Origin of the sequence: Saccharothrix australiensis (genome assembly GCF_003634935.1) — a bacterium.
GTDB lineage: Bacteria > Actinomycetota > Actinomycetes > Mycobacteriales > Pseudonocardiaceae > Actinosynnema > Actinosynnema australiense.
Map to the genome: position 1 here is coordinate 181,585 of NZ_RBXO01000001.1, position 26,482 is coordinate 208,066.

The following is a 26,482-nucleotide window of genomic DNA, read 5'->3' on the forward strand; positions in this document are numbered from 1 at the left end:
CATGACCGCTGCAACCGAGGCCCCGGACGGCCTGGCCGTCGAGATCACCGGGCTGGCGAAGTCGTTCGGGTCGCTGGAGGTGCTCAAGGGCATCGACCTCTCGGTCCGGCGCGGTGACGTGGTGTGCGTCATCGGGCCCTCCGGCTCGGGCAAGTCGACGCTGCTGCGGTGCGTGAACCTGCTGGAGGAGCCCAGCGCGGGCCGGATCGTCGTCAACGGGGTCGAGCTGACCCACCCGGACGTGGACATCGACCGGGCGCGGACCGGCATCGGGATGGTGTTCCAGGGCTTCAACCTGTTCTCGCACCTGAACGTCCTGAACAACCTGACCGTCGCGCAGCGCAAGGTGCTCAAGCGCTCGCCCGACGAGGCGCAGCGGATCGCGCTGCGCAACCTGGAGCGCGTCGGGCTGTCGGAGAAGGTCGACGCCATGCCCGCGCAGCTGTCCGGCGGGCAGCAGCAGCGGGTGGCGATCGCGCGGGCGCTGTCGATGGAGCCGTCGGTGATGCTGTTCGACGAGCCGACCTCGGCGCTGGACCCCGAACTGGTGGGCGACGTGCTGGGCGTGATGCGGCAGCTCGCCGACGAGGGGATGACGATGCTCGTGGTGACGCACGAGATGCAGTTCGCGCGCGAGGTGGCCGACCGGGTGCTGTTCGTGGACGGCGGGCTCGTGGTCGAGGAGGGCCCGGCGGAGCAGGTCATCGGCGACCCGCGGCACGAGCGGACGAAGTCGTTCCTGGCGCGCGTGCTGAACCCGACCCACCAGGGGCCCGGCGCCTGACGGCCGGGGCGGTCGCCGGACCGCCCGCCGGGCGCGCGGCCGGGCGGTTCGGCACCGGATGGGCGGCGTTTTGGCGCGTTTCCTTGCGGGCACGGCGTCCGAACCCCCATTGTCGATCACATGACGGAGACGGGCGCGCGGGGGCTGGACGTGTTCGACCCCAGTCCTCCGCGCGCCTACCGGATGCCGGCGGCGGACGTCCTGCGCGGGCTCGGGGAGGCCGAGGGCGGGTGGCTGCTGCCCCGCCGGAAGCCGAACGTGCCGCCCGTCATCCGGGTCGCGGACAAGTTCCTCACCGGACCGCTCGACCTGCGCGCGGTGGAGCTGAACTACCTGCTGGAGTTCGTCCGCTGCCGGTTCGAGGAGCCGCCCGACCTGCGGCAGGGCAAGCTGGCCGGCATCGAGTTCGCCGAGTGCCGGCTGCCCGGCCTGCTGGCCCGCAACCTCAACAGCGCCAACGAGGTGTCGCTCGCGGGCAGCACCGTCGAGGGCCTGGTGGACCTCACCGACGCCGACATCGCCGCGTCCCTGTCGCTGCGCGACAGCGTCCTGCGCGCGCCGGGCGGCGTGGCGCTCCAGGCGGACCGCGTGAAGCTGGCGGGCGCGCTGCTGGGCCAGCGGGTGTCCGTCGCGGGTGAGCTGCGGCTGGCCAGCGCCCACGTCGGCGGCTACGGCAACTTCACGGGCGCCACCCTCGACAACCCCGCGGGCTACGCGGTGCGGGCCACGAACTGCCACGTCGGCGGGAGCCTGCTGCTGAACAACACCACGATCCGCGGCACGGTCCTGCTGGCCAGCGCGCGGGTCGAGTCGGAGCTGACGCTGCGCGCGGCGGTGGTGACGGACGGCCGCGAGGAGGAGGAAGCCGCGCTCGACCCGCACGCCGACCCCACGTCGACCGTCGTGCTGGACCGCGTCACGGTCGGCGGCGACGTGCACCTGGACCGCGGTTTCAGCGGCGCGGGCACCGTCCGGATGGTCAACGCGGCGCTCGGCGGGACGCTGTCGCTGTCCGGCGGCCGGTTCGACGCCCGCCAGGCGCCCGAGGACAACGACCCGACCGGCCACGGCCGGGCCCTGCACCTGGACGGCGCGCGGATCGGCGGCGACATCGTCGGGCGGCGGGCCCACGTGCGCGGCCAGGTGCGGATGGTCGACCTCCAGGTCAAGGGCAGCCTCACGCTCGACGGGTCCAGGCTGGACAACCCGCGCGCCGACGCCGTGCTGGGCAACCGCTCGCACATCGGCAGCAACCTCACCCTCCGCGAGGTGGAGGTGGCGGGCGGGGTGGAGCTGCGCGGCGTCCGCATCGGCGCGAACCTCGACCTGCGCGGCAGCCGCATCACCCGACCCGGCCGGTACCGGCACATGGCGGCGGGCAAGCCGTCGCTGGACGTCGGCGGCGCGGTCATCGGCCGCGACCTGATCTGCGCGCGCGGCGCGAAGGAGTTCGTCGCGCACGGCGGTGTGCGGGCCCGGCGGGCGCAGGTCGGGCGGATGGCGAACTTCGCGGGCTCGGTGCTCGGCGACAAGCTGGACAGCCACGCGCTGAACCTGCTCGGCCTCCAGGTGCAGGAGCTGGTGCTGACGCCGATCAGCCCGCCGCGCGGCGACGTGACGCTGCGCCAGGTGCGCTGCACGTCGCTGGACGACAACGAGGCGTTCTGGGCCGCCACGGGCTGGATCGACCTGGAGGAGTTCCGCTACGACTCGCTGCGCCACCCCATCGACCTGCGCGACGACGACGAGGTCGACCGCCGCCTGCGGTGGCTCCGGCAGGCCATGCGGCGCACCTACCGGCCGGGGCCCTACGACCAGTTCGCCGAGATGCTGCGGGCGTGCGGCAACGACGAGCACGCCTCGACCGTGCTGGTGGAGAAGCAGCGGCTGCGGTTCCGGGCGCTGGCCGAGGGCAGGCGCTGGCTGCGACCGCTGGTGCTGCTGTGGAGCTGGCTCCAGCGCAGCATGGTGGGCTACGGGTACCGGCCGGCGCGGGCGCTGGCGTGGCTGGTCGTGTCGTGGGTGCTGGGCAGCGTCTGGTTCACCGTGGCCGGGCCGCTGGAGGTCATCAACTCCGACGACCGCCTCTCGTGGCACGCGTGGCTCTACACGATCGACCTGGTGGTGCCGATCGTGGACCTGGGCAACAAGAACCGGTGGCAGACCTCCGGCGTCTCGCAGTGGATCGCGGCGGGGCTGATCGTCACGGGGTGGGTGCTGGCGACGACGGTCGCGGCGGGCCTCGGGCGGCTGCTCAAGCGGTAGCCGCCGCGCCGCCCGCGTGACCTAGGGTGCTCGTGTGACGGACTCGGTGCTGGCACTGGACATCGGCGGCACCAAGGTCGCCGGTGGGCTGGTGGACCGGAGCGGCGGGGTGCGGCGGGCGGTGCGGGTCGCGACGCCGACCGGGGACGCCGAGCGGACGTGGCGGGCCGTCGTCGACGTCGTCGAGCAGGTGCTCGCCGGCGAGCCGGTCGCGGGCGTCGGCATCGCGTGCGCGGGTCCGGTGGACGCCGCCGCGGGCACCGCGAGCCCGATCAACGTCCCGGCCTGGCGGGGGTTCCCGCTGCGCGACCGGGTGTCGGCGCTGCTGCCGGGCGTGCCGGTCGAGCTGGCGGGTGACGGCGCGTGCATGGCGCTGGGCGAGCACTGGCTGGGCGCGGGGCGCGGCAGCCGGTTCATGGTCGGGCTGGTCGTGTCGACGGGGGTCGGCGGTGGGCTCGTGCTGGGCGGGCGGCCGTTCGGCGGGCGCACCGGCAACGCCGGGCACATCGGGCACGTCGTCGTGGAACCGGACGGTGCGGACTGCACGTGCGGCGGGCGGGGCTGCGCGGAGACCGTGGCGGGCGGGCCGCGCATGGTGGCGTGGGCGCGGCGGCAGGGCTGGCAGGGACCGGAGCACGCGGACGCGGCGCACCTCGCGGCGGCGGCGCTGAGCGGTGAGGAGCTGCCGAGGGCGGCGTTCGAGCGGGCGGGGCGCGCGGTGGGGCTGGCCATCGCGGCGACGGCGGCGCTGTGCGACCTCGACCTGGCGGTGGTCGGCGGCGGTGTGGCGCAGGCCGGCGAGCTGCTGTTCGAGCCGATCCGCCGCACCATCGCCACGCACAGCGGTCTGTCCTTCGTGGACGGATTGCGCGTCGAGCCCGCGCGGCTCGGTGGTCAGGCCGGGCTGGTCGGCGCGGCGGCCCTGGTGCTCCAGTCTTAACGTTCCGACGCGCGCCAAGAGCATTGCGTGGTTCGTCTTTTGAAGCAGCTTGACGGCAGACGGGCAACCACGGACTCAACACGCGCACGGAGCACGCAGGTCCGGGCTCAAGCCGGGAACAGCACGCAACGGGACCACATCATCGGTGAAATACCCATGCCCTGCCAGGGGACGGCCGCCAACCGGACGCGCCGCCCGCAGGGCAACCCGCCCAGCGTGCCGAGTGGCGGGGCCGAGAGCCGTCACCGAAGGACCTGAGGGCCACGCGAGTCCATCGGCTGGGGAGGTTGCTCGGCGGGCGGCGCGTTGCGTCCCGGCCGTCCCCTGGCAGAAGGCTCAACCGGGTGGTGTGGTCCCTTTGCGTAGTGTTCCGCCTTGAGCCCGGACCTGCGTGCTCAAGGCGTGCGTTGAGTCCGTGGTCCCCCTTCTGCCGTCAAGCTGCGAAAAAACGCGAAGATGAAGAGTGATCCGCCAACTGTGTAAAAGCTCAAGGGCAAGGGTCAGTGGGCGGTGGCCACGGGCTTGACGCGGGTGCTGTCCTCGTCGACGTGGTAGTCGTCGCCGTCGGTCTCGTCGGTGCCGTTGAAGACGTGCAGCCGCTTGGCGATCAGCGTCACGAGCACCGCCACCACCAGGTTCGCCACCACGGCCACGATACCGACGTAGACCTGCACGGCGGAGCCCGCGAACGGGTGCCAGCCGAACAGCGACAGCTTGTCCAGCGCCAGCGCGGAACCGGCGAAGTGCGGCCGGCCCGCCGTGACGACCTTGCCCGTGACCTGGTCCTTGATGTCCGGCGTGCTGATGTTGTAGAGCAGCCACATCCCCCAGCCCATGCCGACGACCCACCCGGCCACCAGGCCGTAGACGTGGAACCACCGGGTGTAGAGGGCGATCGCGACGGCGGGCAGCGTCTGGAGGATCATGACGCCGCCGATGAGCTGGAGGTCGATGGAGAACTGCGGGTCGATGAAGACGATGAACGCGACCGCGCCGAACTTCACCACCAGCGAGGCGATCTTGGCCTGCTTGGCCTCCTGCTTGGGCGTGGCGCCCTTCTTCAGGTACTCCTTGTAGATGTTGCGGGTCCACAGGTTCGCCGCCGCGATGGACATGATCGCCGCCGGCACGAGCGCGCCGATCCCGATCGCGGCGAACGCGATGCCGGCGAACCAGGACGGGAACTCGTTGCCGAACAGCACCGGGACGATGGTGTTGGTGTCGGCGCGCCCGGTGGCCTGGTTGGTGATCGGCTTGACGCCCGCGCTGATCGCCACGAAGCCCAGCATCGCCAGCAGGCCCAGCAGCAGCGAGTACGCGGGCAGCGCGACCATGTTGCGCTTGATGACGTTGCGCCCGCGCGAGGCGAGGATGCCGGTCAGCGAGTGCGGGTAGAGGAACAGCGCCAGCGCGGAGCCGAGCGCGAGCGTCGCGTACTGGAGCTGGTTGTCGGCATTGAGCAGGATTCCGTCGGACTTCGCCGGCGAGGCGTCGTACTTGGCCTGCGCGGTGTCGAAGATCTGGCCCCAGCCGCCGAACTTCGCGGGCAGGTAGACCACGGCGACCAGGATCACCACGTAGATCAGGATGTCCTTGACGAACGCGATGAGCGCGGGCGCGCGCAGGCCCGACTGGTACGTGTACAGCGCGAGGATCACGAACGCGATGAACAGCGGCAGGTGGCCGAGCACGCCGGAGCCGTTGAGCCCCATCGTGCGCAGCACGGCCTCCAGGCCGACGAGCTGCAACGCGATGTAGGGCATCGTCGCGACGATGCCGGTGATGGCGATCAGCAGCGCCAGCCAGTGCGACCCGTACCGGCCGCGCACGAAGTCGGCCGGCGTCACGTAGCCGTGCACGCGCGACACCGACCACATCCGCACCAGCGGCAGGAAGACGATCGGGTAGAGGATGACCGTGTACGGCAGGGCGAAGAAGCCGGTCGCACCGGCCCCGAACACGAGCGCGGGCACCGCGACGAACGTGTACGCGGTGTAGAGGTCGCCGCCGACCAGGAACCAGGTGATCCACGAGCCGAACTTGCGACCGCCCAGCCCCCACTCGTCGAGGTGGTCGAGCGTGTCGCCGGCCCGCCACCGCGCGGCGACGAACCCGAGCACCGTCACCAGCAGGAACAACGCGCTGAAGACGACCAGTTCGGTCCACTGCATCTACTTCGCCCCCTCGTCCAGGTCGTCCACGCCCAGCAGGTCCGGTTTGCCCTTGACGGCGGGTTCGCCCCTGGTCTTGACGTAGACGAGGCCCACGCACACGACACCGACCGGCACCCAGGCGAACTGGAACCAGTAGAAGAACGGCAGCCCGAGCAGCCGCGGTTCGTCGGAGTTGAACCACGGCGTGACGAGCATGAGCAGCGGGACCAGCAGCAGCAGGTTCCAGTTGCTCCAGCGCAGGCTGGGTGGTCGAGGCGGCATGGGTGCCCTCCGTGCGGCGGCCTGGTGACTCGGTGTCGCGCGATGCTAGGCCCGTGGAGGGACGGCCGTCACCGGGTCGTGTGGGTTCCCGGCCGTTGACGTAGTTGAATCGTGACCCTCGTTCACTCCCCGCGCAGGCCGATCACCAACTGCTTCTCCGCCCGGTCGAAGTAGTCGGTGAGCAGGTCTTCGGCCTCCCGCACGCGGTCGCGCTCCAGGTGGTCGAGGATGTCGCGGTTGAGCGGCAGGTAGTCCTTGTGGAAGCGCTCCGGGTCGCCCATGACGTGGAACGCGAGCCGGACCTCGGCGAGCAGGCGCTGCATCTCCTCGTCGAGCCGGCGGCTGCCCGCGAGCGCGGTGATGGCCTGGTGGAACTTGACGTTGGCGGTGCCGACGGTGATCCAGTCGCCGGTCCTCGCGCCGGCCAGGCCGAGGTCGACCGCGTCGCGCACCGCGCCCCTGGCCCGGTCGTCGGCCCGTGGCCAGTAGCGCAGCGCGCCCGTCTCGATGATCCGACGCGCGCCGTAGAGGTCGACGATGTCCTGCCAGTCGGGTTTCCGGACGAAGACGCCCTTGCTGTACTCGTGCACCAGCAGGCGCTCATGGGTGAGCAGGCGGAACGCCTCGCGCAGGGTGTTCCGGGACACCCGGAGTGCGTCGCCGAGCGCCTTCTCGTTGAGCTGCCGGCCGGGCTGGATGCCGCCGTCGAGGACGGTGGTGCGGAGCTTGTCGGCGACCCGTTCGGCGGTGCTGGAGCGGTCGATGTCGCCGCGCTCCCCCGCCAGTGCCCGGAGCCAGTTGTCGCCGTCGACGCTCGTCATGGGGCGAGTCTAGGGCTCGGCGGTCACGGGGAGTGTCGCCGGATCGTTGAACGATCCCCGCCTCGGCGCGGGGTTCGGGACGTCCGGTCGGGTCGGTGGCCGATCGCGTGCGCCGGTTGGGGGTTCCGGGCGTGCGCGGGCCTCCGCGAGGATCGTGCCGTGATCAGACGACTGCGCACCGTGGCGGTTCCGGTGATCGGGGTGGCTTTGGTCGGGGTGGTCCTGCTGGGGTCGCCTGGGGTGGCGAGCGGGCAGGGCTCGGCCGGGCGGGGTGGCGCGGCGGGGCCGGGGCGGCCCTGCTTCGACGTCACCGCGCCGTTGACGGTCGAGGAGCAGCGGTTGGACGACGCGCCCGCGCCGGGACAGCCGGCGGCGGGGCCCGAACTCGTCCGGCTCGGCGGGTTCGACGACGACGTCCGCCGGTTCGAGGACCGGCTGTGCGCCGGGCTGCCGCGGTCGGAGGCCGAGGCGTTCGTCGCCCGCGCCGGGCGGCAGCTGTGGCGGGCGGCGGTCGAGCGCGCCCGGTCGACCGCGGCGTGGGACGCCTACGACGACCGACCCCTGTACTGGGCGCGGCTGCTGCTCACCAGGGCGGTCCGGCAGTGGGCGCCCCGGCGGTACCCGCTGCCCGACGCCGAGCGCGCCCGGTTGGTGCGGCGGCTCGACGACGCCGCCCGCGGCGTGGACGACGTCGGGTCCCGGCCCGGCGCCCGGCGGGTGGCCGTCACGGGGTTCGACCCGTTCCAGCTGTCCGGCGCGGCGGTGCGGCGGTCCAACCCGTCCGGCGCGGCGGCGCTGCGGCTCGACGGCCGGGAGTTCGACACGCCGCGCGGCCGGGTCGTGGTCGAGGCGGCGGTGCTGCCGGTGTCGTGGGAGTCGTTCGACGGGGGGATCGTCGAGCGGTTCTACGGCGGCGTGCTCACCGGCGGGCGGGCACCGGACGCGCTCGTGACGGTGAGCCAGGGGCGACCGGGGCGGTTCGACGTCGAGCGGTGGGCCGCCCGGTGGCGGGGCGGCGCGCCGGACAACAACGACGTGGCCGCGCACGGCGTCGTGCCCGACGCCCCGGGGTGGCCGCAGCCGGCCCACGAGTTCATCGAGACCACGCTGCCCGCGCAGCGGATGGTCGACGCCGGCACCGGCCCCTACCCGGTGCTGTTCAACCGGTCGTTCTGCGAGTGGCCGCCCGGCTCGACGCCCGGCGTCGGCGCGCCGGACTGCCGCACCGACGAGCCGACGCCGGGCGCGGTGGCCGCGGTCGGCAGCGGTGGCGACTACCTGTCCAACGAGTCGATGTACCGCGCGAACCGGCTGCGGCTCGGGTTGTCCGCGACCGCCGCGGGCGGCCACCTCCACACGCCGGTGCTCGGGCTGCCCGCCGACCCTGCCGCGCTGACCGACCCCGCGTTCGAGGCGGACCGGCGGCGGGTGGTCGACCAGGTGGCCGCGTTGATCGCAGTAGTCTGACCCCGTGCGGCGCAGGCGGGCGGTGGTCGGGTTGCTCGCGCTGTCGCTCGCCTGGGCCACCGGGTGCGCCGCGCGGGTCGCGGGCGCGCCGGACGGCGAGGTCGTCCGGCCCTCGATCACGCCCGGCGTCGCGGAGCTGCCCGCGCCCGGCCGGTGCACCGACGGCGGCCTCACCGCCGTGGACTGCGCCCGGCCGCACGGCGGCGAGGTGGTCGACATCGGCGAGTTCACCGGGCTGGGCGACGACTATCCGGGCGAGCGGGACTTCCGCCGCCAGGCGATCCCCGCGTGCCGGGCGGCGCTGGCCGGCTACCTCGGCAGCGCCGACCACGACGCCACCCGCCTCCAGGCCCACGTGCTGTGGCCGAGCCGCGACGGGTGGGCGAAGGGCGACCGCTGGCGGCTGTGCACGGCGGTCGAGCTGACCACCGACGGGCGGCGCGGTCAGCGCACGGGCCGGGTGAAGGACCTGCTCAAGGCGGCCGGGTTCGCCGGGGTGCAGTTGTGCGCGCAGGGTTCGCCCGCGCACGACGCCGATCCGGTGATCACCGCCTGTGACGGCCCGCACCGCGCCGAGGCCGTGCCGGGCGTGCTGGACCTCGGGCGGCCGGGCGACCCCGCGCCGCCGCGGGACCAGGTGGACGCCAGGGCGAAGGAGCACTGCGCGACCGCCGTCGCCGGGTACGTCGGCGCGGAGCGGCAGGACGTGTTCGCGTCCTGGCGCTCGTTCGGCAGCCAGGCGTGGTCCGAGGGCTTCACGACGGTCGTCTGCTACGCCGAGGCGACCCGGCCGTTCACCGGTCGGCTGTGGGGGCTGGGCACGAAGGCGCTGCCCGCCTGAGGCCGGCCGCGCGGTTCGGCAACACGAAGTCCACAGCCTGTGCACAGCTTCATCCACAACCTGTGGACAACTAGCGCCGCCGGAAGGCGATCACGAGCAGCAGGACGCCCACCACGACCGCCGCGCCACCGTCGAACACCGGCCTGAACACGGGTAGGACCGGGAAGACGCCCAGTTCCCACGCCACGCCGGCGGCCAACGACAGCAGGCCGGCGGTGAGCGGTGCGGCTGGGGACAGCCGTCCCACCGTCACCAGCCCCACCACCAGTCCCGCGAGCACCAGCGCCACCAGGCCGCGCACGCGGGTCACGTCGAACCGGAGCGCCGCGCCGAACTGGGCGACCTGCTCGACGTGGCCGAGCCGGCCGAGGCCGTAACCCCACGCGAACGCCGCGACGACGATCCCCAGCGCGCCGACCACCACGCCGAGCACGTGCCACCCCGGCCGGGCGCGGCGGCGGGGCGGCGGGCGGACCGGCTCGTACCGCACGACACCGGCCCGCGGCCCGACCCGCTCGTCGCGGTCCTCGTCGAAGTGCAGGCCGCCCAGGAACTCGTCCCGCCGGGTCACCCCTCCTTGGTACCGCGCGCCCCGGCGAAAATCACCGAGGGTGATCGAAAAGAGACCCGGTGGACGCCCTTGTCCACCGGGTCCCGGTCACGGTGCGGGTCAGCCCAGGCGCTGCCGCAGCGCCTCCAGCTCGTCGCGCAGCGAGGTCGGCACCTTGTCGCCGATCTTCGCGAACCACTCCTCGATCATCGGGAGCTCGGCGCGCCACTCGTCGGCGTCGAACCTCAGCGCCGCCTCGACGTCCTCGCGCGGGGCGTCGAGGTTCGACAGGTCCAGCTCGTCGGCGGTCGGGACGTGCCCGATCGGCGTCTCCTGCGCGGCGGCCTTGCCCTCGATGCGCTCGATGGCCCACTTCAGCACGCGCGAGTTCTCGCCGAAGCCGGGCCACAGGAAGCGCTTATCCTCGCCCCGGCGGAACCAGTTGACGTAGAAGATCTTCGGCAGCTTGTCGGCGTCGGCCGACTTGCCGGTGTCGATCCAGTGCTGGAAGTAGTCACCGGCGTGGTAGCCGATGAACGGCAGCATCGCCATCGGGTCGCGGCGCACCACGCCGACCTGGCCGACGGCGGCGGCGGTCGTCTCACTGGACAGCGTCGCGCCCATGAACACGCCGTGCTGCCAGTCGCGCGACTCGGTGATCAGCGGGATCGTGGTGGCGCGCCGCCCGCCGAAGAAGATCGCCGAGATCGGCACGCCCTTCGGGTCCTCCCACTCGGGCGCCTTGATGTCGCACTGGGCGATCGGCGTGCAGTAGCGGGAGTTCGGGTGCGACGACAGCTCCTCGCTGTCCGGCGTCCAGTCCTGCTTCTTCCAGGAGGTCAGGTGCGCGGGCGGCTCGCCCATGCCCTCCCACCACACGTCGCCGTCGTCGGTCAGCGCGACGTTCGTGAAGAGCGAGTTGCCCTTCTCGATGGTGCGCATGGCGTTCGGGTTGGTGTGGTAGTCGGTGCCGGGCGCGACGCCGAAGAAGCCGTTCTCCGGGTTGACCGCGTACAGGCGGCCGTCCTCGCCGAACCGCATCCACGCGATGTCGTCGCCGAGGGTCTCCACCTTCCAGCCGGGGATGGTCGGCTCCAGCATGGCGAGGTTGGTCTTGCCGCAGGCGCTGGGGAACGCGGCGGCGATGTAGTACGCCTTGTTCTCCGGCGAGGTGAGCTTGAGGATCAGCATGTGCTCGGCGAGCCAGCCCTCGTCGCGCGCCATCACCGAGGCGATGCGCAGCGAGTAGCACTTCTTGCCCAACAGCGCGTTGCCGCCGTAGCCCGAGCCGAACGACCAGATCGTCCGCTCCTCGGGGAAGTGCGTGATGTACTTGGTGTCGTTGCAGGGCCACGGGACGTCCGCCTGGCCGGGCTCCAGCGGCGCGCCGATCGAGTGCAGCGCCTGGACGAAGTCGGCGTCCTCGCCGAACCGCGCCAGGGCCTTCGTGCCCATGCGGGTCATGATGTGCATGGAGACGACGACGTACTCGGAGTCCGTGATCTCCACGCCCAGCATCGGCTTCTCGGCGTCCAGCGGGCCCATGCAGAACGGGATCACGTACATCGTGCGACCGCGCATCGAGCCCCGGTACAGCTCGGTCATGATCCCCTTCATCTCGGAGGGGTCCATCCAGTTGTTCGTGGGGCCGGCGTCGGCCTCGTCCACGGAACAGATGAACGTCCGCTCCTCGACGCGCGCGACGTCGGTGGGGTCCGAGGCCGCCCAGAAGGAGTTGGGCTTCTTCTTCAGCGGGACGAAGGTGCCGGCGTCCACGAGTTTGGCCGTGAGGCGGTTCCATTCGTCCTGGGAACCGTCGGCCCAGACGACCTGGTCCGGGCAGGTCAGCTCGGCAACCTCGCGCACCCAGGAGAGCAGCCGCGCGTGGTTGGTCGGTGCCTGGTCGAGACCGGGAATGGTCACTGCCGTCATCTCGTCTCGTCTCCTAGCTGAGCGCCAGCCCACGGTGGACGCCGTTGTCCGGTGGGACGTCCTCGGGAATGGCTCCGCCCGCCCGGTGGAGGGCGTGCCGGTTAAGGGGATAGACGGAGGTTAGCCGGGTTAATCCTCGGTAACGCACATCTGACCTGTCGGCTCTCTCACAAAACCGATTCTGGAATCGATTCAGCACCCGATCACCACAAACCCCGCTGCGACCTGCGCTTTAGCGCGGCGAATGCAAGACCCGGCGGGTGCGGCGACCACCACACGACGCGGTTGCGACTCCGTAACGATGTGGAAGCGCTCTCATGGCGGAGCGCAAGAATTGCGCGGAAAATGTCCGGGTTCAGCCGGCCTGCCACGCCGCGCGCACCGCGCGCACGGCCGCTTCCGGGTCGACGCCCAACGCCCGCGCCTCGGCGGCGAACCGGGCGGCGGACGCGGCGAGCGCGGTGCCCGCATCCGTTGCCGCGCTTGACATCGACGGGTCGGGCGCGGCGGCGACCACGGTGCCCCTGCGCCGGGCGGTGCGCAGGAGGCCGGCGACCTCCAGGTCCCGGTAGACCCGCGCCACCGTGCCGGCGGACAGGCCGAGGTCGCGGGCCAACTGGCGGATCGACGGCAGCGGCGAGCCGACCGGCAGCTCACCGGTCCGGACCAGGTGGACGAGCTGGTCCCGCACCTGCCGCCACGGCGCGACCCCGCTGTCCGGGTCGACGACGACCTGCTTCACCGGCCGGGTTCCACGGCGCGGGCGGTGCGGCTGGGCGGGTTCGCCACCCAGATCCAGCCCAGCACCCCGACGAGCAGCACGAGCAGCCCCACCGAGTCGATCAGGCGGACGGCGCCCAGCCAGCCCGGCCCGTCGCCACTGGACCGCGACAGGCTGTGCAGCGCGGAGAGCCGGCCGTTGGCCAAGGTCACCATCCAGGCCATCCACGCCATGCCGATCCCGACGGCGACCCGTGCGCTTCGGGTGCGCAGCACCGCGTCGACGGCGGGATCGGCCACCGACCCGCGCCGCACCGCGAGCCGCACCACGCCCAGCACGGCCACCAGTCCCAGCACCACCCCGACCACCACGACGACACCGACCGGCCGGGCGACCTCGGCGCGGTAGGGCTCGCTGAACCCGACCGCTCCCACCGCCCGACGCGCCCACGACTGCGCGGACAGCCCGGCGAACGCGGACAGCAGCGACACGGCGGCCAGCGTCGAGAGCAGCGCGACACCCCAGCGCGGCAGGAGGTCGCGCCACCGGCGCGGGGTGAGCGTCGCGACGCGAGCGCCCCGCACCGGACGCAGCGCCGCGACCACTTCCGCGATCAGCAGCGCCGCGATGCCGGACGCGAGGTGGCGCAACGCGCCGGCCGTCGGCGTCGGCAGGCCGAACAGCTCGGCCACCGCCCCGGCGACGGGTGGGACGAGCACGAACAGCAGCGGGTAGAGCAGGCGGCGGTCGCGGAGGTAGCGGAGGGCCGGCGCCACCTGCTCCTCGGTGGGTTCAGCGACGCCCCAGCGGCGGAGGAACTTGGCGGCACCGGACCGCGTCGGCCACAGCACGAGCAGGATGGCCAACCCGACCAGTCCGTATAACAGCGCCTCTCCCATGCCCCCGCCTCTCTTTGTATCGACCCCTTGTTACAAAGGGTCGCACACGGGCGGTGGTCAGGCGAGGGCGACATCCGTCCGGACGCGCTGGGCCGCTTCGTCGAGCGAGGTGCGGAAGCCGTCGATCAGGTCGCCGTCGAGGCTGAAGCAGAAGCTGTCGCCGGGGCCGAATATCTCGATCACACCCTGCGACACCTCGATCGAGCAGACGGCCGGCTCGCCGCGGTTGGTGGCACAGCGGACCAGCCACTCCCGACGCTCGGACACCTCGTTGGCCATCACGGACTCCCTACGTGTTGTATGTGATCGAGCACGGAACGAAGTGGCCTCACGCTAGCCTAAAGTGAGGCTAACTGGGGTGTACCGATCGGGTGAAGGAATCGCCGAATGGGCATGGCAGAGCAGACTGTCGAGCGCCGTCAGCTGGGCCTCGCCTTGGCCCGGCTCCGGGATGACGCAGGCAGGTCGCAGCTCGAAGCGGGTAGGGCGATCGGCCGCAGCGCTGGACGCATCAGTCAGATCGAGCACGGCAAGGGCACCCTCGGGCCCGATGAGTTGATCAAGCTGCTCGACTTCTACGAAGTGGGCAACGACGAACGCGCGACGATCCTGGCGCTCGGCACGGCCAGTCGACGCCGGGTGAAGCCACGCGGCTACCTCGACGTGCTGCCACAACCCTTCAAGCGCCTTGGCGAACTCCAAGCCGCCGCAGAGGTGATCAGTTGGTACGAGTGCGGCGTGATGCCAGGTCTGGTGCAGTCCCCGCAGTACATCCGATCACTCCTCGGCAGCGCCGACTCCATCTTCTGGGAGGCATCCGAGGAGGAGACCAGTGAGCGCATCGAGTTCCGACTCGCGCAGCAGCGGCTGGTGTTGGAGTCGCAGTCTCCTCGGAAGATCAACCTCATCTTCACCGAGGACACCCTGCACCACGTGGTGGGCGGCCCGTCCGTCATGCGCGGGCAAGTGTTGCACCTCCTCCAGATGATGGAGGAGTACCCGATGCTGGACGTGCGAGTGGTACCGAACGCCGTGCCGGACAACCCCGCGTTGGGCGGAGGACTGGTGGTTCTGGACTTCCCGGAGGGGACTCCGGTGGCCTTCGTGTCAACCCTCTACGGGGCGTACACCTACTACCATCAGCCATCGGACATCCAACCGATGCGCCGGATCTTCGAGCGGGTTCACCAGTTGGCGTTGAGCGCCGAGAACACCCGCTCCCTGTTGGTCAACACGCTGTGAGGAGCAGAGCCGTGGAACGCCACACCGGGTGGTTCAAGAGCAGTCACAGCACGGCTGGCAGCAACGGCTGCCTCGAAGTGCGGTTCGCCGAGACGACCGTTGACGTCCGGGACTCCAAGAACACGGCTGGACCACGGTTTTCCTTCAGCAGCCGCGCTTGGCGATCGTTCCTTACCTCAGCCAAGCGCCACTAGTTCGTGGCGGTTCCGCGAGGGTCGCGCACCTCCTACGATCAGCGGGAGGACACCGTCCCGAGGCAAGCTCCAGCGCGCCGGACGGTGGGCGTCGGGCACGTCCGCGCGCTGGTCATCGACAGGACCGAGGAGGGCCGGCGATGACCCGCGACACCGAATGGTTCAAGAGCAGCCGTAGCGCGGCCGGCAGTGACGCCTGCGTCGAAGTGCGCTTCACCGAGACGACCGTCGGCGTGCGGGACTCCAAGGACACCGCCGGACCAGAGTTCTCCTTCGGCCTCCACGCCTGGCGATCGTTCCTCACCTCGGCCAAGCGCCACTAGCTCCCCGCCCCGCCGGCCGACCTACGCACCCGCAGCCCTGAACGCAACGCGACCGGCAGAAGAGGGACCACGACGCAAGCCGCCCCCACCCACCCAAGCCCGGAACACAGCCGGGAACAGCACGCAACGCAACCACACCAACGGTAAACCCCGGCCGGGGACGGCAGGCAGCGCCACACCCGGCAGTCCACCGCCCTCCCAGCGGAGCCCAGCCGGGGTTGTCCGACCATTCCAGTTCACCGACCAAGCGCTTGGTCCTGGCTCCGGTGCCCCTCGCAGCGGTTCCACACAGGCCGCGCACCTCCTACGATCAGCCGGAGGACACCGACCCGAGGCAACTTCCGGCGCAGCGACCGGTGGGGCGTCAGCACATCCGCGCGCTGCTCATCGGCAGGACCAAGGAGGCCGGCGATGACCCGCGACACCGGGTGGTTCAAGAGCAGCCACAGCTCCGGCGGCAGCAACGGCTGCCTCGAAGTGCGCTTCACCAACCTGGCTGTGGACGTCCGGGACTCCAAGCACCCCACCGGTCTTCACTTCTCCTTCAGCCCCCACGCCTGGCGATCGTTCACGAACCGGATCAGCGCATGACCCGTGACACCGGATGGTTCAAGAGCAGCCGCAGCGCCGCTACCAGCGACGCCTGCGTGGAGGTGCGGTTCGTCGACACCACCGTCGGCGTGCGGGATTCCAAGAACACCACCGGACCACGGGTTTCCTTCAGCCCCCGCGCCTGGCGATCGTTCCTCACCTCGGCCAAGCGCCACTAGCTCCCCGCCCCGCCGGCCGACCTACGCACCCGCAGCCCTGAACGCAACGCGACCGGCAGAAGAGGGACCACGACGCAAACCGCCCCCACCCACCCAAGCCCGGAACACAGCCGGGAACAGCACGCAACGCAACCACACCAACGGTAAACCCCGGCCGGGGACGGCAGACAACGCCACACCCGGCAGTCCACCGCCCTCCCAGCGGAGCCCAGCCGGGGTTGTCCGACCACCGGCGATCAAGATCACCGCCCGTCGAGGGCGGCGGCGACCCGGTCCATGACGCGCTTCCAGTGCGCCCGCCGCTGTTCGCGCTCCTCGGCGCTCGCCAGGTGTTCCTCGTGGAAGCGGAGCACCGTGCCGGACCCGCCGGGCGCAAGGGCCACCTGCACCGTCGACGAGCCGCGGGTGACGCGGATGCGGTCCGCCGGCCGGTAGCCGCGCACCTCCCCCGTCACCCCGGCATCGGTCCGGTAGGGCGCGCCGCGTTCCGGCGTGAGGACCGCGCCGGCCCCGAGCCAGAGCGCCAACCCCTCGGCACCGCTGATGAACTCCCACACGACCGGCAGCGGGTGGGGCAGCGTGCGGGACACGCCGATCTGCCAGCCGACGTCCTTGGTGAGTCCGGTGGGCATGGTGGTCATCCTTCCTCTGCATTCCGGGCGCGCAGGGTCCTCACCTTGTGGCGGTTGCCGCAGTGCTCCATCGAGCACCACCGACGACGGCCGGGGCGTGAGATGTCCACGTAGATCAGGTGGCAGTCCTCCGCCGCGCAGGTGCGGACGCGGTGGGCGTACGGGCCGGTCAGCAGTTCGACCGCGTCCCGCGCGACGGTGGCCAGCAGGTGCGAGCCACCGGGCGAGCCGGCCCACCGCCGCTCCCCGGTGGGGGCGATGGCGGGTGCCAGGGCCGGCTTCGCGGCAGCCTCGTTGACGACCGCCAGGTCGTCGGGCGGGTGCGGATCGCCGCGCACGTGGGCGAGGACGACCCGGAACAGCGCGTCGCGCAGCCCCCGCGCGTCGGCCACCTCGTCGGCGGAGATGTCCAGCTCGGGCGTCGGGACCAGCCGCGACCGCTCCGCCCACGCGGCCAGGTCGGCCGGCTCGTGCAGGACCTCGTACCGGCGGTAGGGGCCGGGACCTCCGGTGACCAGCAGTTCCAGGCACAGCGCGCCGGGATCGAACCGGTAGGCGACGCCGGAACGGGAGTGCAGCGTCAGCCCCCTGGTTGCGGGCGATTCCATGTAACCACTATAACTGGTTACATGCCCCTGAGCTGGAAGCTGGTCATCGACAGCGCGAACGCACCCGTCCTCGCGGATTTCTGGGCCGCGGCCCTGGAGTACGAGGTGGAAGACCCGAGCGCCCTCGTCGGGCAACTGCTGGCGGCGGGCCACCTCGGCGAGGAGGCCGTCGCCGAGCACCGCGGCCGCAAGACGTTCCGCGGCTACGCGGCGATCCGCCACCCCGACGACCCGTTCGACCCGACCAGCGGCGTCGGCCGGGGTCGACGGCTCCTGTTCCAGGACGTGCCCGAGGGCAAGGCGGGCAAGAACCGCCTGCACATCGACGTCCACAGCGAGCCGGGCGGCCTCGACGCGCTGGTGGCCCGGCTCGAAGGGCTGGGCGCGACCCGCGTCCAGGAGGTCGACCGGGGGCCGGCCGGGCGCTGGTGGGTCATGCGCGACCCGGAGGGCAACGAGTTCTGCGCGGCATAGGCAGGCCGCGAACGCCCAGCCGGGAACACGGAACACCCGGCCGGCAGCGCACGAGCAACGGCACGGTCGGGACGCGCCGGGACGACACCGTCGGCCCGGCGCGTCCCGACCGCGCCACTCACCCCGACCGCGCCACTCACCCCGACCGCGCCACTCACCCCGACCGCGCCACTCACCCCGACCGCGCCACTCACCCCGACCGCGCCACTCAGCCCACCGCGCCACTCACCCCAGCACCGGCGCTCAGCCCGCCACGGCGCTCAGTTCGGGCTGATCCACTGCCCGGTCACGGAGTCGATCCGCACCACGCCCGACACCGTGACCTTCCCGCCGGGCGACCAGACCTCGTCGCCCGCCGACTCGTCCCCGCCGTCCGGCACGTACTTCCCGTTCTCGTCGATCCGACCGTGCTCGACCTCGGTCCACTGGTCGTCGCCGGTGTGCTTGGACATGGTGACCTCGCCGTCCGCCGTGATCTCGGTGGCGATGTCGGCCGTGCCGTCGCCGTCCGAGTCGGTGAACAGCCAGGTGTCGCCCTGGTCGTCCTTGACCACCGCCGTGTCGGCGCGCCCGTCGCCGTCGGTGTCCTCGGTGGCAGGCCCGACGTTCTGGTCCGCGCCGCCCTCGACGTCGACCAGGATCGACTTGCCGTCGTTCGTGCTGGTCTTGCGGCTGTGCTCGTCGGAGGGCTCGACGGCGACCCACTCGCCGGAACCCTCGTCGAACCGCGCCTGCCCGACCAGCGCGCCGTCCTTGTCGAACGTGCTCATCAGGTCCGCGTCACCGTCGCCGTCGGTGTCGCTGAACGCCAGGTGGCCGCCGTCGTCGGTCTCGACCACGGCGCTCTCGTCGACGCCGTCGTCGTCCAGGTCGTACGTCGCCTCGGCGGTGTACTCCTCGTCCTCGACGGTGACCTTCAGCTCGCCATCGGTCGCGCCTGTCTCGTCGATGTACACCGGATACCACCCTCCTGCGCTCTGTACCGGTAGGACTCACGTTATGCCGATTCGGTTCCGCGGCGGAACCCGCGTCACCCTTTGACAGCACTCCGTGACGCTGGATCGCTCAAGGCACGGTCAGGCGCGGTCAGGCGCGGTCGCGCAGGGCGCGGATGCGGGACAGCAGCTCGTCCACCTTCGCCCGCCCCGACTTCAGCTCGGCCAGTCGGCGGGTGGCCCTGCCCAGCTCCTTGGCCCGCTCGCCCGCCTCCATGCGCAGCGCCCTGTCCACCTCGCGCAGCTCCGCCTCGATCGCGTCCACGCGCCTGCCGAGCGCGTCGTCCAGCGCCAGCGACAACTGCTGCTCGGCCTCGATCAACTGCTCCGCCACCAGTTGGTCCACAGTGGACCGGGCGTCGGCGATCGCGTCCGACAGCCACTGCTTCAGGTGCTGCTTGTCCGCCGAGTGCTTGCGCGTGCGAGCCATCCACCAGCCCGCGCCGAGCCCGAGCACGATCGTCACGGGCAGCACGACGGGGTTCAGCGCGGCGACGCCCAGGCCCGCCAGCGGCATCGCGGCGAGCCTGCCCGCGCCGAGGCCGCCCGAGACGCCCATGAACACCAGCAGCTTGTCCTCGGCGGTCGGCGCGCGCTTCTCCGGTGGGCGCAGCACGATCGGCGGTGTCGCGCCGCGCGCGAACTGGCCGCGGATGACGGCCAGCTCGTCCGGTGCGAACAGGTCGGCGAGCGCGGCGTCGGCGACGCGGGCCAGCCGCGCGCCCAGCCCCCCGCTGATCCGGCCGGACACCACCTGCAACGCCGCGTCCACCTCGTGCGGCAGCGCCGCCAGCCGCTCGGGGGACGCCGTCTCGATCGCCGTGCGGAACCACGTCTGCACGTCCCTCATCTGCCTGCTGACCTCGTGGGCGCCCTCGACGCGCGCCCGCTGCACCTCGCCGCGCAGGCGCACCTGCCAGCTCCGGGTGGACGACCGGCGCTGGGCGTTCAGCTCGTCGCGCCGCGCGCGCAGCGCCTCGGCCTCCTCCTCGCCCGCCGACAGGGCGCGCTGGTCGGCCTCGCCGCGCGCGACCAGCTCGTCCAGCACGGTGGCCAAGGCGCGCAGCGCGTTCGCCTCGCCGAGCATCGCCGCCCGGCCGACCACCAGCTCCTGCAACGCCGCCTGCAACGCGCCGATGCCGGACCGCTCGCGCAGCATCGCCGCCGCGTCGGGGTTCGGCGCCTTGCCCGCCAGCTCGAACATCCGCGACGACACCGGGTGGAACGTCGCTCCGGCGAACCTCGGCGCGTGCTCGGCGAGCAGCGCCTGGTCGGCCTCCAGGACGGTGCGCCAGCCCCGGTACTGGTCCACCTTGGTCAGCGCGAACACGACGGTCTCGACGCGTTCGCCCACGGTGGCGAGGAAGTCCAGCTCGCCGCGCGTGAACGGCGCGGACGCGTCGACCACGAACAGCAGCGCCGTGGCGGACGCCGCCGCCTCGGCCGCCAGCTCGCCGTGCGCCGACTCCAGGCCGCCGACCCCGGGCGTGTCCACCACGGACAGCCGCTCCAGCAGCGGTATCGGCGCGTCGACCTCGACGTACCGGGGCGGCAGCATGCCCTCGGGCAGGTCGTGCGCCGCGGACACCCAGTCGACCAGCTCCGAGCGGTCGAACGGCACCGGTGGCGTCGAGCCCGCGTAGCACGCCCGCGCCGACCACTCGGCACCGTGGCGGAACACCAGGTAGGTCGCGGTGGCGACCTCGGCGTCGACCGGCGACAGGTTCGGTGTCGCCAGCAGCGCGTTCACCAGCGAGCTCTTGCCCCGGTTCGTCTCGCCCACGACGACGACCGACGCCGCGCCGCCGCGCCGCGTCTCCACGAACGACGCCGCGCGCGGGTCGATGCCCCGGACGAGCGCGGTCAGGCGTTCCCGCGTCTGCCGGACCGCCTGCGGCAGCGTGCTCATCGCGTGGTGTACACGGTCACGACCGGCGCGCGGAGCGTCCGCCCGCGGTCCGCGAACCCGACGACCTCGGTCTCCGCCACCAGGCCGTCCAGGGACGCGTCGTCGGTCGGCACCGTGCCGCCCGCCTCGTGCACGGACGGGTCGAACCGCTCGCCGTCCGGGCGCAGCGCCGTGACGCCGATGCCCGCCAGGCCCTCCTCCAGCCGTTCGACCACGCCGGAGCTGCGGGCGCGGTCCAGCGCGTACAGGCAGAGCTGCACCAGGGCGCGCCGCTCCGCCAGCGCCTGGTCCAGCAGTTCGCCGGCGATGGTCTCCACGCCGGGGTCCGACGCGCGCGGCCCGGCTTCCGTTCCGTCCGTCATCTCCGCCCCCGCAATTGTTGCCAGATCAGGAAGTACGCCCGGTGCACCACGTGCGCGACCCGGCTCTGCGCGGGCGTGGCGCCGAAGGAGGCGAACGACCGCCACCAGCCCGCGCGTTCCAGCGCGTGGGCGACGAGTTCGTGCGTCGGCCTGCCGCGCAGGCCGAGCTGCTCGGCCGCGTCCGGGGAGGCGCCGAACCTCAGCACCTCCTCGGCCAGGTCCGCGGGCATGGCCACCGCGCCCGACGCCACCAGCGTCAACGCCTCCAGCAGCCGCAACTGGTGCGCCTCGGGCTTGGCGAGCAGCACCTCGATGGCGTCGTGGACGCGCCGGCGCTCGCCGGGGTCGCCGGACGCGGCGGCCAGCGCGGTGACCGACGCCAGCGCCGCGGCGGCCTTGATGCCGTCCGCGCGGGACCGGAAGACGGCGTCGAGCTTGCCGCGCACCCCGTCGAGGCCGGACGCGTCGAGCAGCACGCGCCGCAGCGCGCCCGCCGTGATCGCCGGTTCGGCGTCGATCGCCGCCAGCGCCCGGCGGACCCCGTACAGGTCGAGCTTCTCCAAGAGCCGGGTGCGCACGCCCACCGGCACGTCGCAGTCCCAGCCGACGAACAGGTCCGCCGAGATCAGCATCGTCTCGCGGGTCGCGTCGTCCAGCGCCGCGAGCTTGCGCAGGGCGTCGGCGTCGGCGGAGGCGAAGCCGCCGGTCTCGACCGATTCGGCGATCAGGCCGATCACCGGCAGCACGTCCGCGACGCGCGGCTTGAGCGTGTGCGCCTGGCGCTCCGCCAGCAGCACCGCCGCCCGCCACGTGTCGCCGTCCGCGCCCTCGACGGTCTCGGCGGCGATCGTGTCGGCCTTGTTGAGCACCGCGATCGCGTTGACCGGGCCGGCCTCCCGGCTCGCGGTGGCGGCGGTGAACGCGGCCAGCGCCTGCTGGTCGTCGCCGCGCACGCCCTGGGTCACCACGTACAGCACGGCCTCCGCGCCGGCGACCGCGCTGCGCGACACCGGGTCCAGCTCGTTGCCCAGCAAGGCTTCCGTGCGCGCGACGGACGCCGCGTCGAGCGAGCCGAGGCCGGGTGTGTCGATCACCGTCAGGTCGCGCAGGACGGCGTTGGTCAGGTACGCCTCGATGTGCGAGACCTCGTCCACGTCGACGCCGAGGTCGGCCGGGATGCCGCCGTCGGCGTCGAACGGCAGCACCTGCTTGCGCCCGTCGGTGAACACGACCTCGACCCGGTCCACCGTGCCGTACTGGAACCGGGTGACCAGGCGGGTGCACTCGCCGACGTCGGTCGGCGCCACGCGCCTGCCGATCAGGGCGTTCACCAGCGTCGACTTGCCGGACTTGATCCGGCCCGCGACCGCGACCTGGAGCGGCGCCGACAGCCGGCGCAGCACCTCGCCGAAGCCCGCCGCGGTGCTCGGCGACACCTGCGACCGCAGTCCCGCGCACAGGTTCGCGACGGCGGCCGAGAGCGGGCCGGCGAGCTGCTGGGCCTGGGCGGTCACGCGCAGATCGTGCCACGCCACCCGGGGTCGCGGTTTGCGAACGAGCGCGCCGGGGTATTCCGCGCAGTGAGAGGGAGGTCACGTCATGGAACAGGGTTATGCCGTTTTCCTGCTGCTCGGCGTGGTGCTGGTGCTGATCGACGGCCAGCTGATCTACCGGAGCGGGCGGGCCTACATGAACCGGGCGTACGGCGACCCGGAGGCGGCCAGGTCCATGACCGCGCTCGCCACGGTGTTGTTCCACCTCGTCGTGCTCGGCCTCCTGGCGATCGTCTCGATCATCAGGGTCGACACCGGTGACGCGGTGAAGGACGTCGTCCTCAAGCTGGGCCTGATGCTCCTGCTGCTGGCCTTGGTGCACGCCGTGACGATGATGATCCTCGGCCGCATCCGGGACCGCCAGATCCAGCAGCAGCTGGCCGACGAGATGACCGAGGAGCACCGCCAGTACGAGCGCGAGCACGGCGTGCCGTCGCAGTCGCCGCGCATCGAGCCCGTTCCGCCGTCGCAGACGACTCCGCCGCAGATCAAGACCACGCGGTGAACGGGCGCGGGCCAGCGGGCGACATCCGTCTGGAGGATTAGGCGGGGGTCAGACCGTGGCGCGACGCGCACCGGCCGGCACCCTGCCTAACCTGGTCACGTGCGTCGCCTGAGCCTGTGGATGCGAGCCCACCCGGCGTTCGGGGACTCCCTGATCGCCGGGTCGCTCGCGTTGTTCGACCTCGGCGCGATGCTCTCGGCCGGCGTGTACCTGCCCACCTCCGTCCTGTACCTGGTCGGGCTCCTGCTCGTGGTGCCGGTGATCTTCCGGCGCAAGCACCCGCTGGCCAGCAGCTACACGATCCTGGTCGGCGGCGTCATCCAGCTGTTCACGCACGGCTCGTTCGACCAGGGCCTCCCCCTCCGGCCGGCGGACTTCGCGCTGGCCGTCGCGCTCTACACGATGGTGGCGTTCGTCGGCAGGCGGCGTGCGCTGGTCTACGCGCTGTGGCTGACCATCGGGACGTTCGTGTGGGCGGTGTGGCGCGTCGGGCCGGGCGCCGAGGCCGTGTTCCTCGTGTTCCTCATCGCCGTGATCTTCGGGTTCAGCTGGGCGCTCGGCGAGTTCGTCGGCGCGCGGCGCGCCTACCAGCGGGAGTTGGAGCAGCGGCTGAAGCTGCTGGAGACCGAGCGCGACCAGCAGGCCCGCATCGCCGTCGGCGAGGAGCGGTCGCGCATCGCGCGGGAGCTGCACGACGTGGTGGCGCACGCGGTGTCGGTGATGGTCGTGCAGGCCGACGGCGCGGGGTACGCGATCAAGTCCAACCCGGACCTGGCCGCGGCGGCGATGCGGACCATCGCCGACACCGGCCGGCAGGCGCTGACGGAGCTGCGGCGGCTGCTGGGCGTGCTGCGGTCGGAGGACCGGTCGCAGACGCAGTGGGCGCCGCAGCCCGGCGCGGCCGACCTCGGCGCGCTCGCGGACAACCTGCGCGCGGCCGGTCTGCCGGTGCGGCTGGAGGCCGGCGACGACCTCGGCGCGCTGCCCGCCGGGCTGGGGCTCGGCATCTACCGCATCGTGCAGGAGGCGTTGACGAACACGCTGAAGCACGCCGGGTCGGGCGCGTCGGCCCTCGTCCGGGTCACGCGGGTCGAGGACCACGTGGAGCTGGAGGTGTCCGACGACGGGTTCGGGACGCCCCACGACCTGGTCGCGGTGTCCGGGGGCAACGGGTTGATCGGGATGCGCGAACGGGCCGGCGTGCTGGGCGGCACGCTGGAGGCCGGGCCGAACCCCGGCGGTGGCTGGCGGGTGCGCGCCCGGCTGCCGCTGGTGCCGTCATAGGGTGGGGACGTGATCCGAGTACTGCTGGTGGACGACCAGGAGCTCATGCGCATGGGCTTCCGGATGGTGCTCGGCGCCCAGGACGACATCGACGTGGTGGGCGAGGCGGGCGACGGGCTCGACGCCGTGCACATGTCCGCGTCGCTGCGGCCGGACGTGGTGCTGATGGACGTGCGGATGCCCGTGCTCGACGGTGTCGAGGCGACCAAGCGGATCACCGAGGCCGGCACGGCGAAGGTGCTGGTCATGACCACGTTTGACATGGACGAGTACGCGCTGTCCGCGTTGCGCAACGGCGCTTCCGGGTTCCTGCTGAAGGACACGCCGCCCGGCGACCTGGTCTCGGCGCTGCGTGCGGTCGCGTCCGGGGACGCGGTGGTGTCGCCGTCGGTGACCAAGCGGCTGCTGAGCCGGTTCCTCGGGGAGGGCGGCGGCGAGCTGCGGGACGCCTCGGTGCTGGAGGCGTTGACCGAGCGGGAGCGCGAGGTGCTCGTGCTGATCGCCAAGGGGCTGTCGAACACCGAGATCGCGCGGAAGCTGTTCCTGTCCGAGGCGACCGTGAAGACGCACGTGGGGCGCATCCTCGCGAAGCTGGAGCTGCGGGACCGGGTGCAGGCCGTGGTGCTGGCCTACGAGACCGGGCTGGTCCGGCCCGGCGACGTCTGACCGGACGGCCCGGCGACGTCCGACCGCCTGGCCCTGCGACGTCCGACCGGACGGCCCGGCGGCATCCGACCGACCCGGCCCGGCCGGTCCGCCCGGCGGCGTCCGAGCCGGACCGGTCCCGCCTCCGGGCGATCACGACGTCACGGCCACGCCCTCCGGTTTCGCGCCGACCGGCACGACCACGACCGGTTGCGCCGTCACCGCGTCGAGCACCGTCATCGAGTCGGCCCCGTTGTTGGTGATGAAGACGAGGCTGTTGTCGGGTGCCGCGGCGGAGCCCTCGGGGCGGTCCGGCACGGGCACCTGCGGCACCACCGGCGCGCCGTTCAGGTCGAGCACGGACACGGTGTCCGACGCCGCGTTGGCCACGTAGACCAGGTTGCCCGGAGTGACCGAGACGCCCATCGGCGCGCGTCCCACGTCGGTCGTCGTGATCGGCGCGTTGGTGGCGGTGTCGATCACCGTCACGGTGTTGGAGCCGGTGTTGGCGACGAAGACCCGTTGGTCGTCGGGGCTGACGGCGACGCCCGCCGGGTAGCGGCCCACCGGGATGGTCGCCACCGGCGCCTGGCCGGCGGTGTCGATCACGGTGACGGTCTGGTCGCCGTTGTTGGTCACGTAGACCCGGTCGCCGTTGGGGCTCACGGCGGGCGTGTGCGGGAACCGGCCGACCGGGATCTCCATCACCGGCACGTTGGTGGCCGTGTCGATGACGGTGACGGTGTTCGAGCCGAAGTTCGTCACGTACGCGTGCGTGGGGGTCACCGCCACGCCGAACGGGTGCAGCCCGACCGGCACGGTCGTCGTCACGACGAGGGCACGCGCGTCGATCACCGACACGGTGTTGGACTGCTCGTTGGTCACGTACACCACGTCACCGCTCGGAGTGGCGCCCACGCCTACCGGCGTGAGTCCGACCGGAATAGTGCGCGTCACCTCACCCAAACGCGTGTCGTAGACCGTCACGGAATCGGAACCGCTGTTCGCGACGAACACCTGGACGCGGGCCGGGTAAGGGGCCGCCGACATCGTCGGTGCGGGCATGAGAAGAATCATCGCGAGCAACGCGAGCAAACATGTTCGGGCAATCCCGAACTTCGGGGCGGCGCTCGGAAGGAATAGCGAACCACCCCTCCGACTGCCGGAGAAGAACATCATCGACTCCTCGATCCTGGGAACCCGGACGCCGACCGGCGGGCGCGCCCGACCGGCGGTCAGGCCGGGGGATACCTGCTGGCCTGCACGTCCGGGGTGGTGTCACAGTGGCGCGGTGACCGCGGCGGTCCGGCTCGCCGTCGAGCCGGACCGCC

Annotated in this window: 29 protein-coding genes; 14 read left to right on the forward strand and 15 right to left on the reverse strand. The window is 72.3% G+C overall.

The features are described from left to right. Nucleotide 1 precedes the first annotated feature (1 nt). From C8E97_RS00945 to C8E97_RS00955, 3 genes are all read left to right on the forward strand, one after another. Nucleotides 2-784 (forward strand): amino acid ABC transporter ATP-binding protein, encoded by a 783-nt coding sequence (locus C8E97_RS00945; RefSeq protein ID WP_121000737.1) that lies wholly within the window; start codon nt 2-4, stop codon nt 782-784. 120 nt (nt 785-904) lie between these two features. Further along, nucleotides 905-3,049 (forward strand): translocation/assembly module TamB domain-containing protein, encoded by a 2,145-nt coding sequence (locus C8E97_RS00950; protein WP_121000739.1) that lies wholly within the window; start codon nt 905-907, stop codon nt 3,047-3,049. Between the two features lie 34 nt (nt 3,050-3,083). Beyond that, nucleotides 3,084-3,989, forward strand: a complete 906-nt coding sequence (locus C8E97_RS00955; protein WP_121000741.1) for an ROK family protein — start codon at nt 3,084-3,086, stop codon at nt 3,987-3,989. Between the two features lie 500 nt (nt 3,990-4,489). On the opposite strand, the gene mctP is transcribed toward C8E97_RS00955, so the two are convergent. The 3 genes from mctP to C8E97_RS00970 form a co-directional block, all read right to left on the reverse strand. Continuing rightward, nucleotides 4,490-6,160, reverse strand: coding sequence for a monocarboxylate uptake permease MctP (gene mctP / locus C8E97_RS34220; RefSeq protein ID WP_170211559.1), 1,671 nt, complete (start codon nt 6,158-6,160; stop codon nt 4,490-4,492). After that, the gene (locus C8E97_RS00965) at nt 6,161-6,424 is read right to left on the reverse strand and encodes a DUF3311 domain-containing protein (protein ID WP_121000743.1); all 264 of its coding nucleotides are present in this window, start codon (nt 6,422-6,424) and stop codon (nt 6,161-6,163) included. A 122-nt stretch (nt 6,425-6,546) separates the two neighbouring features. Continuing rightward, nucleotides 6,547-7,245 carry a GntR family transcriptional regulator gene (locus C8E97_RS00970; RefSeq protein WP_121000745.1) on the reverse strand — a complete coding sequence of 233 codons (699 nt, stop codon included), beginning with the start codon at nt 7,243-7,245 and terminating at the stop codon, nt 6,547-6,549. Nucleotides 7,246-7,404: 159 nt separating this feature from the next. On the opposite strand from C8E97_RS00970, the gene C8E97_RS00975 reads away from it, so the two are divergent. Both C8E97_RS00975 and C8E97_RS00980 read left to right on the forward strand, forming a co-directional pair. Beyond that, entirely contained in the window at nt 7,405-8,712 is a 1,308-nt protein-coding gene (locus C8E97_RS00975) for a pyroglutamyl-peptidase I (protein WP_121000747.1), read from the forward strand. Nucleotides 8,713-8,716: 4 nt separating this feature from the next. After that, on the forward strand, nt 8,717-9,553 hold the full coding sequence (locus tag C8E97_RS00980; RefSeq protein WP_246018589.1) for a septum formation family protein: 837 nt from the start codon (nt 8,717-8,719) through the stop codon (nt 9,551-9,553). A 70-nt stretch (nt 9,554-9,623) separates the two neighbouring features. Here the strand turns inward: C8E97_RS00980 and C8E97_RS00985 are convergent, their stop codons facing one another. From C8E97_RS00985 to C8E97_RS01005, 5 genes are all read right to left on the reverse strand, one after another. Continuing rightward, nucleotides 9,624-10,124, reverse strand: a complete 501-nt coding sequence (locus tag C8E97_RS00985; protein ID WP_121000749.1) for a hypothetical protein — start codon at nt 10,122-10,124, stop codon at nt 9,624-9,626. 99 nt (nt 10,125-10,223) lie between these two features. Then, the gene (locus C8E97_RS00990) at nt 10,224-12,035 is read right to left on the reverse strand and encodes a phosphoenolpyruvate carboxykinase (GTP) (RefSeq protein WP_121000751.1); all 1,812 of its coding nucleotides are present in this window, start codon (nt 12,033-12,035) and stop codon (nt 10,224-10,226) included. Between the two features lie 355 nt (nt 12,036-12,390). Further along, nucleotides 12,391-12,777: a GntR family transcriptional regulator gene (locus C8E97_RS00995; protein WP_121000753.1), complete on the reverse strand. Its 387-nt coding sequence runs from the start codon at nt 12,775-12,777 to the stop codon at nt 12,391-12,393. Further along, entirely contained in the window at nt 12,774-13,655 is an 882-nt protein-coding gene (locus C8E97_RS01000; RefSeq protein WP_121000755.1) for a hypothetical protein, read from the reverse strand. The genes C8E97_RS00995 and C8E97_RS01000 overlap by 4 nt, the downstream gene beginning before the upstream one ends. A gap of 57 nt (nt 13,656-13,712) precedes the next feature. Next, complete coding sequence (locus C8E97_RS01005; protein WP_121000757.1) at nt 13,713-13,934, reverse strand: hypothetical protein; 222 nt, start codon at nt 13,932-13,934, stop codon at nt 13,713-13,715. Between the two features lie 108 nt (nt 13,935-14,042). Between C8E97_RS01005 and C8E97_RS01010 the strand changes: the two genes are divergently transcribed. The 5 genes from C8E97_RS01010 to C8E97_RS01030 all read left to right on the forward strand — a co-directional run bounded on the left by C8E97_RS01010 (nt 14,043) and on the right by C8E97_RS01030 (nt 16,184). Further along, nucleotides 14,043-14,897: a helix-turn-helix domain-containing protein gene (locus tag C8E97_RS01010; RefSeq protein ID WP_121000759.1), complete on the forward strand. Its 855-nt coding sequence runs from the start codon at nt 14,043-14,045 to the stop codon at nt 14,895-14,897. A gap of 11 nt (nt 14,898-14,908) precedes the next feature. Continuing rightward, nucleotides 14,909-15,091, forward strand: coding sequence for a DUF397 domain-containing protein (locus C8E97_RS01015; RefSeq protein WP_211346891.1), 183 nt, complete (start codon nt 14,909-14,911; stop codon nt 15,089-15,091). Nucleotides 15,092-15,231: 140 nt separating this feature from the next. Then, on the forward strand, nt 15,232-15,414 hold the full coding sequence (locus tag C8E97_RS01020; protein WP_121000763.1) for a DUF397 domain-containing protein: 183 nt from the start codon (nt 15,232-15,234) through the stop codon (nt 15,412-15,414). A gap of 411 nt (nt 15,415-15,825) precedes the next feature. Continuing rightward, the gene (locus C8E97_RS01025) at nt 15,826-16,005 is read left to right on the forward strand and encodes a DUF397 domain-containing protein (protein ID WP_121000765.1); all 180 of its coding nucleotides are present in this window, start codon (nt 15,826-15,828) and stop codon (nt 16,003-16,005) included. After that, a complete protein-coding gene (locus C8E97_RS01030; RefSeq protein ID WP_121000767.1) occupies nt 16,002-16,184 on the forward strand; it encodes a DUF397 domain-containing protein in 183 nt (60 codons plus the stop codon). Before C8E97_RS01025 ends, C8E97_RS01030 begins: the two co-directional genes overlap by 4 nt. A 242-nt stretch (nt 16,185-16,426) precedes the next feature. Here C8E97_RS01030 and C8E97_RS01035 read toward each other — a convergent pair whose 3' ends face one another. Both C8E97_RS01035 and C8E97_RS01040 read right to left on the reverse strand, forming a co-directional pair. Next, entirely contained in the window at nt 16,427-16,816 is a 390-nt protein-coding gene (locus tag C8E97_RS01035; RefSeq protein WP_121010513.1) for an SRPBCC family protein, read from the reverse strand. A 5-nt stretch (nt 16,817-16,821) separates the two neighbouring features. After that, nucleotides 16,822-17,424, reverse strand: a complete 603-nt coding sequence (locus C8E97_RS01040) for a CGNR zinc finger domain-containing protein (protein ID WP_121000769.1) — start codon at nt 17,422-17,424, stop codon at nt 16,822-16,824. Between the two features lie 21 nt (nt 17,425-17,445). Here C8E97_RS01040 and C8E97_RS01045 point away from each other — a divergent pair, with 21 nt between their 5' ends. Further along, nucleotides 17,446-17,898 (forward strand): VOC family protein, encoded by a 453-nt coding sequence (locus tag C8E97_RS01045; protein ID WP_121000771.1) that lies wholly within the window; start codon nt 17,446-17,448, stop codon nt 17,896-17,898. Between the two features lie 260 nt (nt 17,899-18,158). On the opposite strand, the gene C8E97_RS01050 is transcribed toward C8E97_RS01045, so the two are convergent. From C8E97_RS01050 to C8E97_RS01065, 4 genes are all read right to left on the reverse strand, one after another. Next, complete coding sequence (locus C8E97_RS01050; protein ID WP_121000773.1) at nt 18,159-18,854, reverse strand: hypothetical protein; 696 nt, start codon at nt 18,852-18,854, stop codon at nt 18,159-18,161. A 130-nt stretch (nt 18,855-18,984) separates the two neighbouring features. Beyond that, the gene (locus C8E97_RS01055) at nt 18,985-20,802 is read right to left on the reverse strand and encodes a dynamin family protein (RefSeq protein ID WP_121000775.1); all 1,818 of its coding nucleotides are present in this window, start codon (nt 20,800-20,802) and stop codon (nt 18,985-18,987) included. After that, on the reverse strand, nt 20,799-21,164 hold the full coding sequence (grpE, locus tag C8E97_RS01060) for a nucleotide exchange factor GrpE (protein ID WP_121000777.1): 366 nt from the start codon (nt 21,162-21,164) through the stop codon (nt 20,799-20,801). Before grpE ends, C8E97_RS01055 begins: the two co-directional genes overlap by 4 nt. Further along, nucleotides 21,161-22,678, reverse strand: a complete 1,518-nt coding sequence (locus C8E97_RS01065) for a dynamin family protein (RefSeq protein WP_121000779.1) — start codon at nt 22,676-22,678, stop codon at nt 21,161-21,163. Before C8E97_RS01065 ends, grpE begins: the two co-directional genes overlap by 4 nt. Before the next feature lie 85 nt (nt 22,679-22,763). Between C8E97_RS01065 and C8E97_RS01070 the strand changes: the two genes are divergently transcribed. The 3 genes from C8E97_RS01070 (at nt 22,764) to C8E97_RS01080 (ending at nt 25,172) form a co-directional block, all read left to right on the forward strand. Next, nucleotides 22,764-23,222, forward strand: a complete 459-nt coding sequence (locus C8E97_RS01070) for a hypothetical protein (RefSeq protein WP_121000781.1) — start codon at nt 22,764-22,766, stop codon at nt 23,220-23,222. A gap of 120 nt (nt 23,223-23,342) precedes the next feature. Further along, nucleotides 23,343-24,506 carry a sensor histidine kinase gene (locus tag C8E97_RS01075; RefSeq protein ID WP_121000783.1) on the forward strand — a complete coding sequence of 388 codons (1,164 nt, stop codon included), beginning with the start codon at nt 23,343-23,345 and terminating at the stop codon, nt 24,504-24,506. Between the two features lie 9 nt (nt 24,507-24,515). Then, nucleotides 24,516-25,172, forward strand: coding sequence for a response regulator (locus C8E97_RS01080; protein ID WP_121000785.1), 657 nt, complete (start codon nt 24,516-24,518; stop codon nt 25,170-25,172). 132 nt (nt 25,173-25,304) lie between these two features. Here the strand turns inward: C8E97_RS01080 and C8E97_RS01085 are convergent, their stop codons facing one another. Beyond that, nucleotides 25,305-26,330: a YVTN family beta-propeller repeat protein gene (locus C8E97_RS01085; RefSeq protein ID WP_246018590.1), complete on the reverse strand. Its 1,026-nt coding sequence runs from the start codon at nt 26,328-26,330 to the stop codon at nt 25,305-25,307. Nucleotides 26,331-26,482 lie beyond the last annotated feature (152 nt).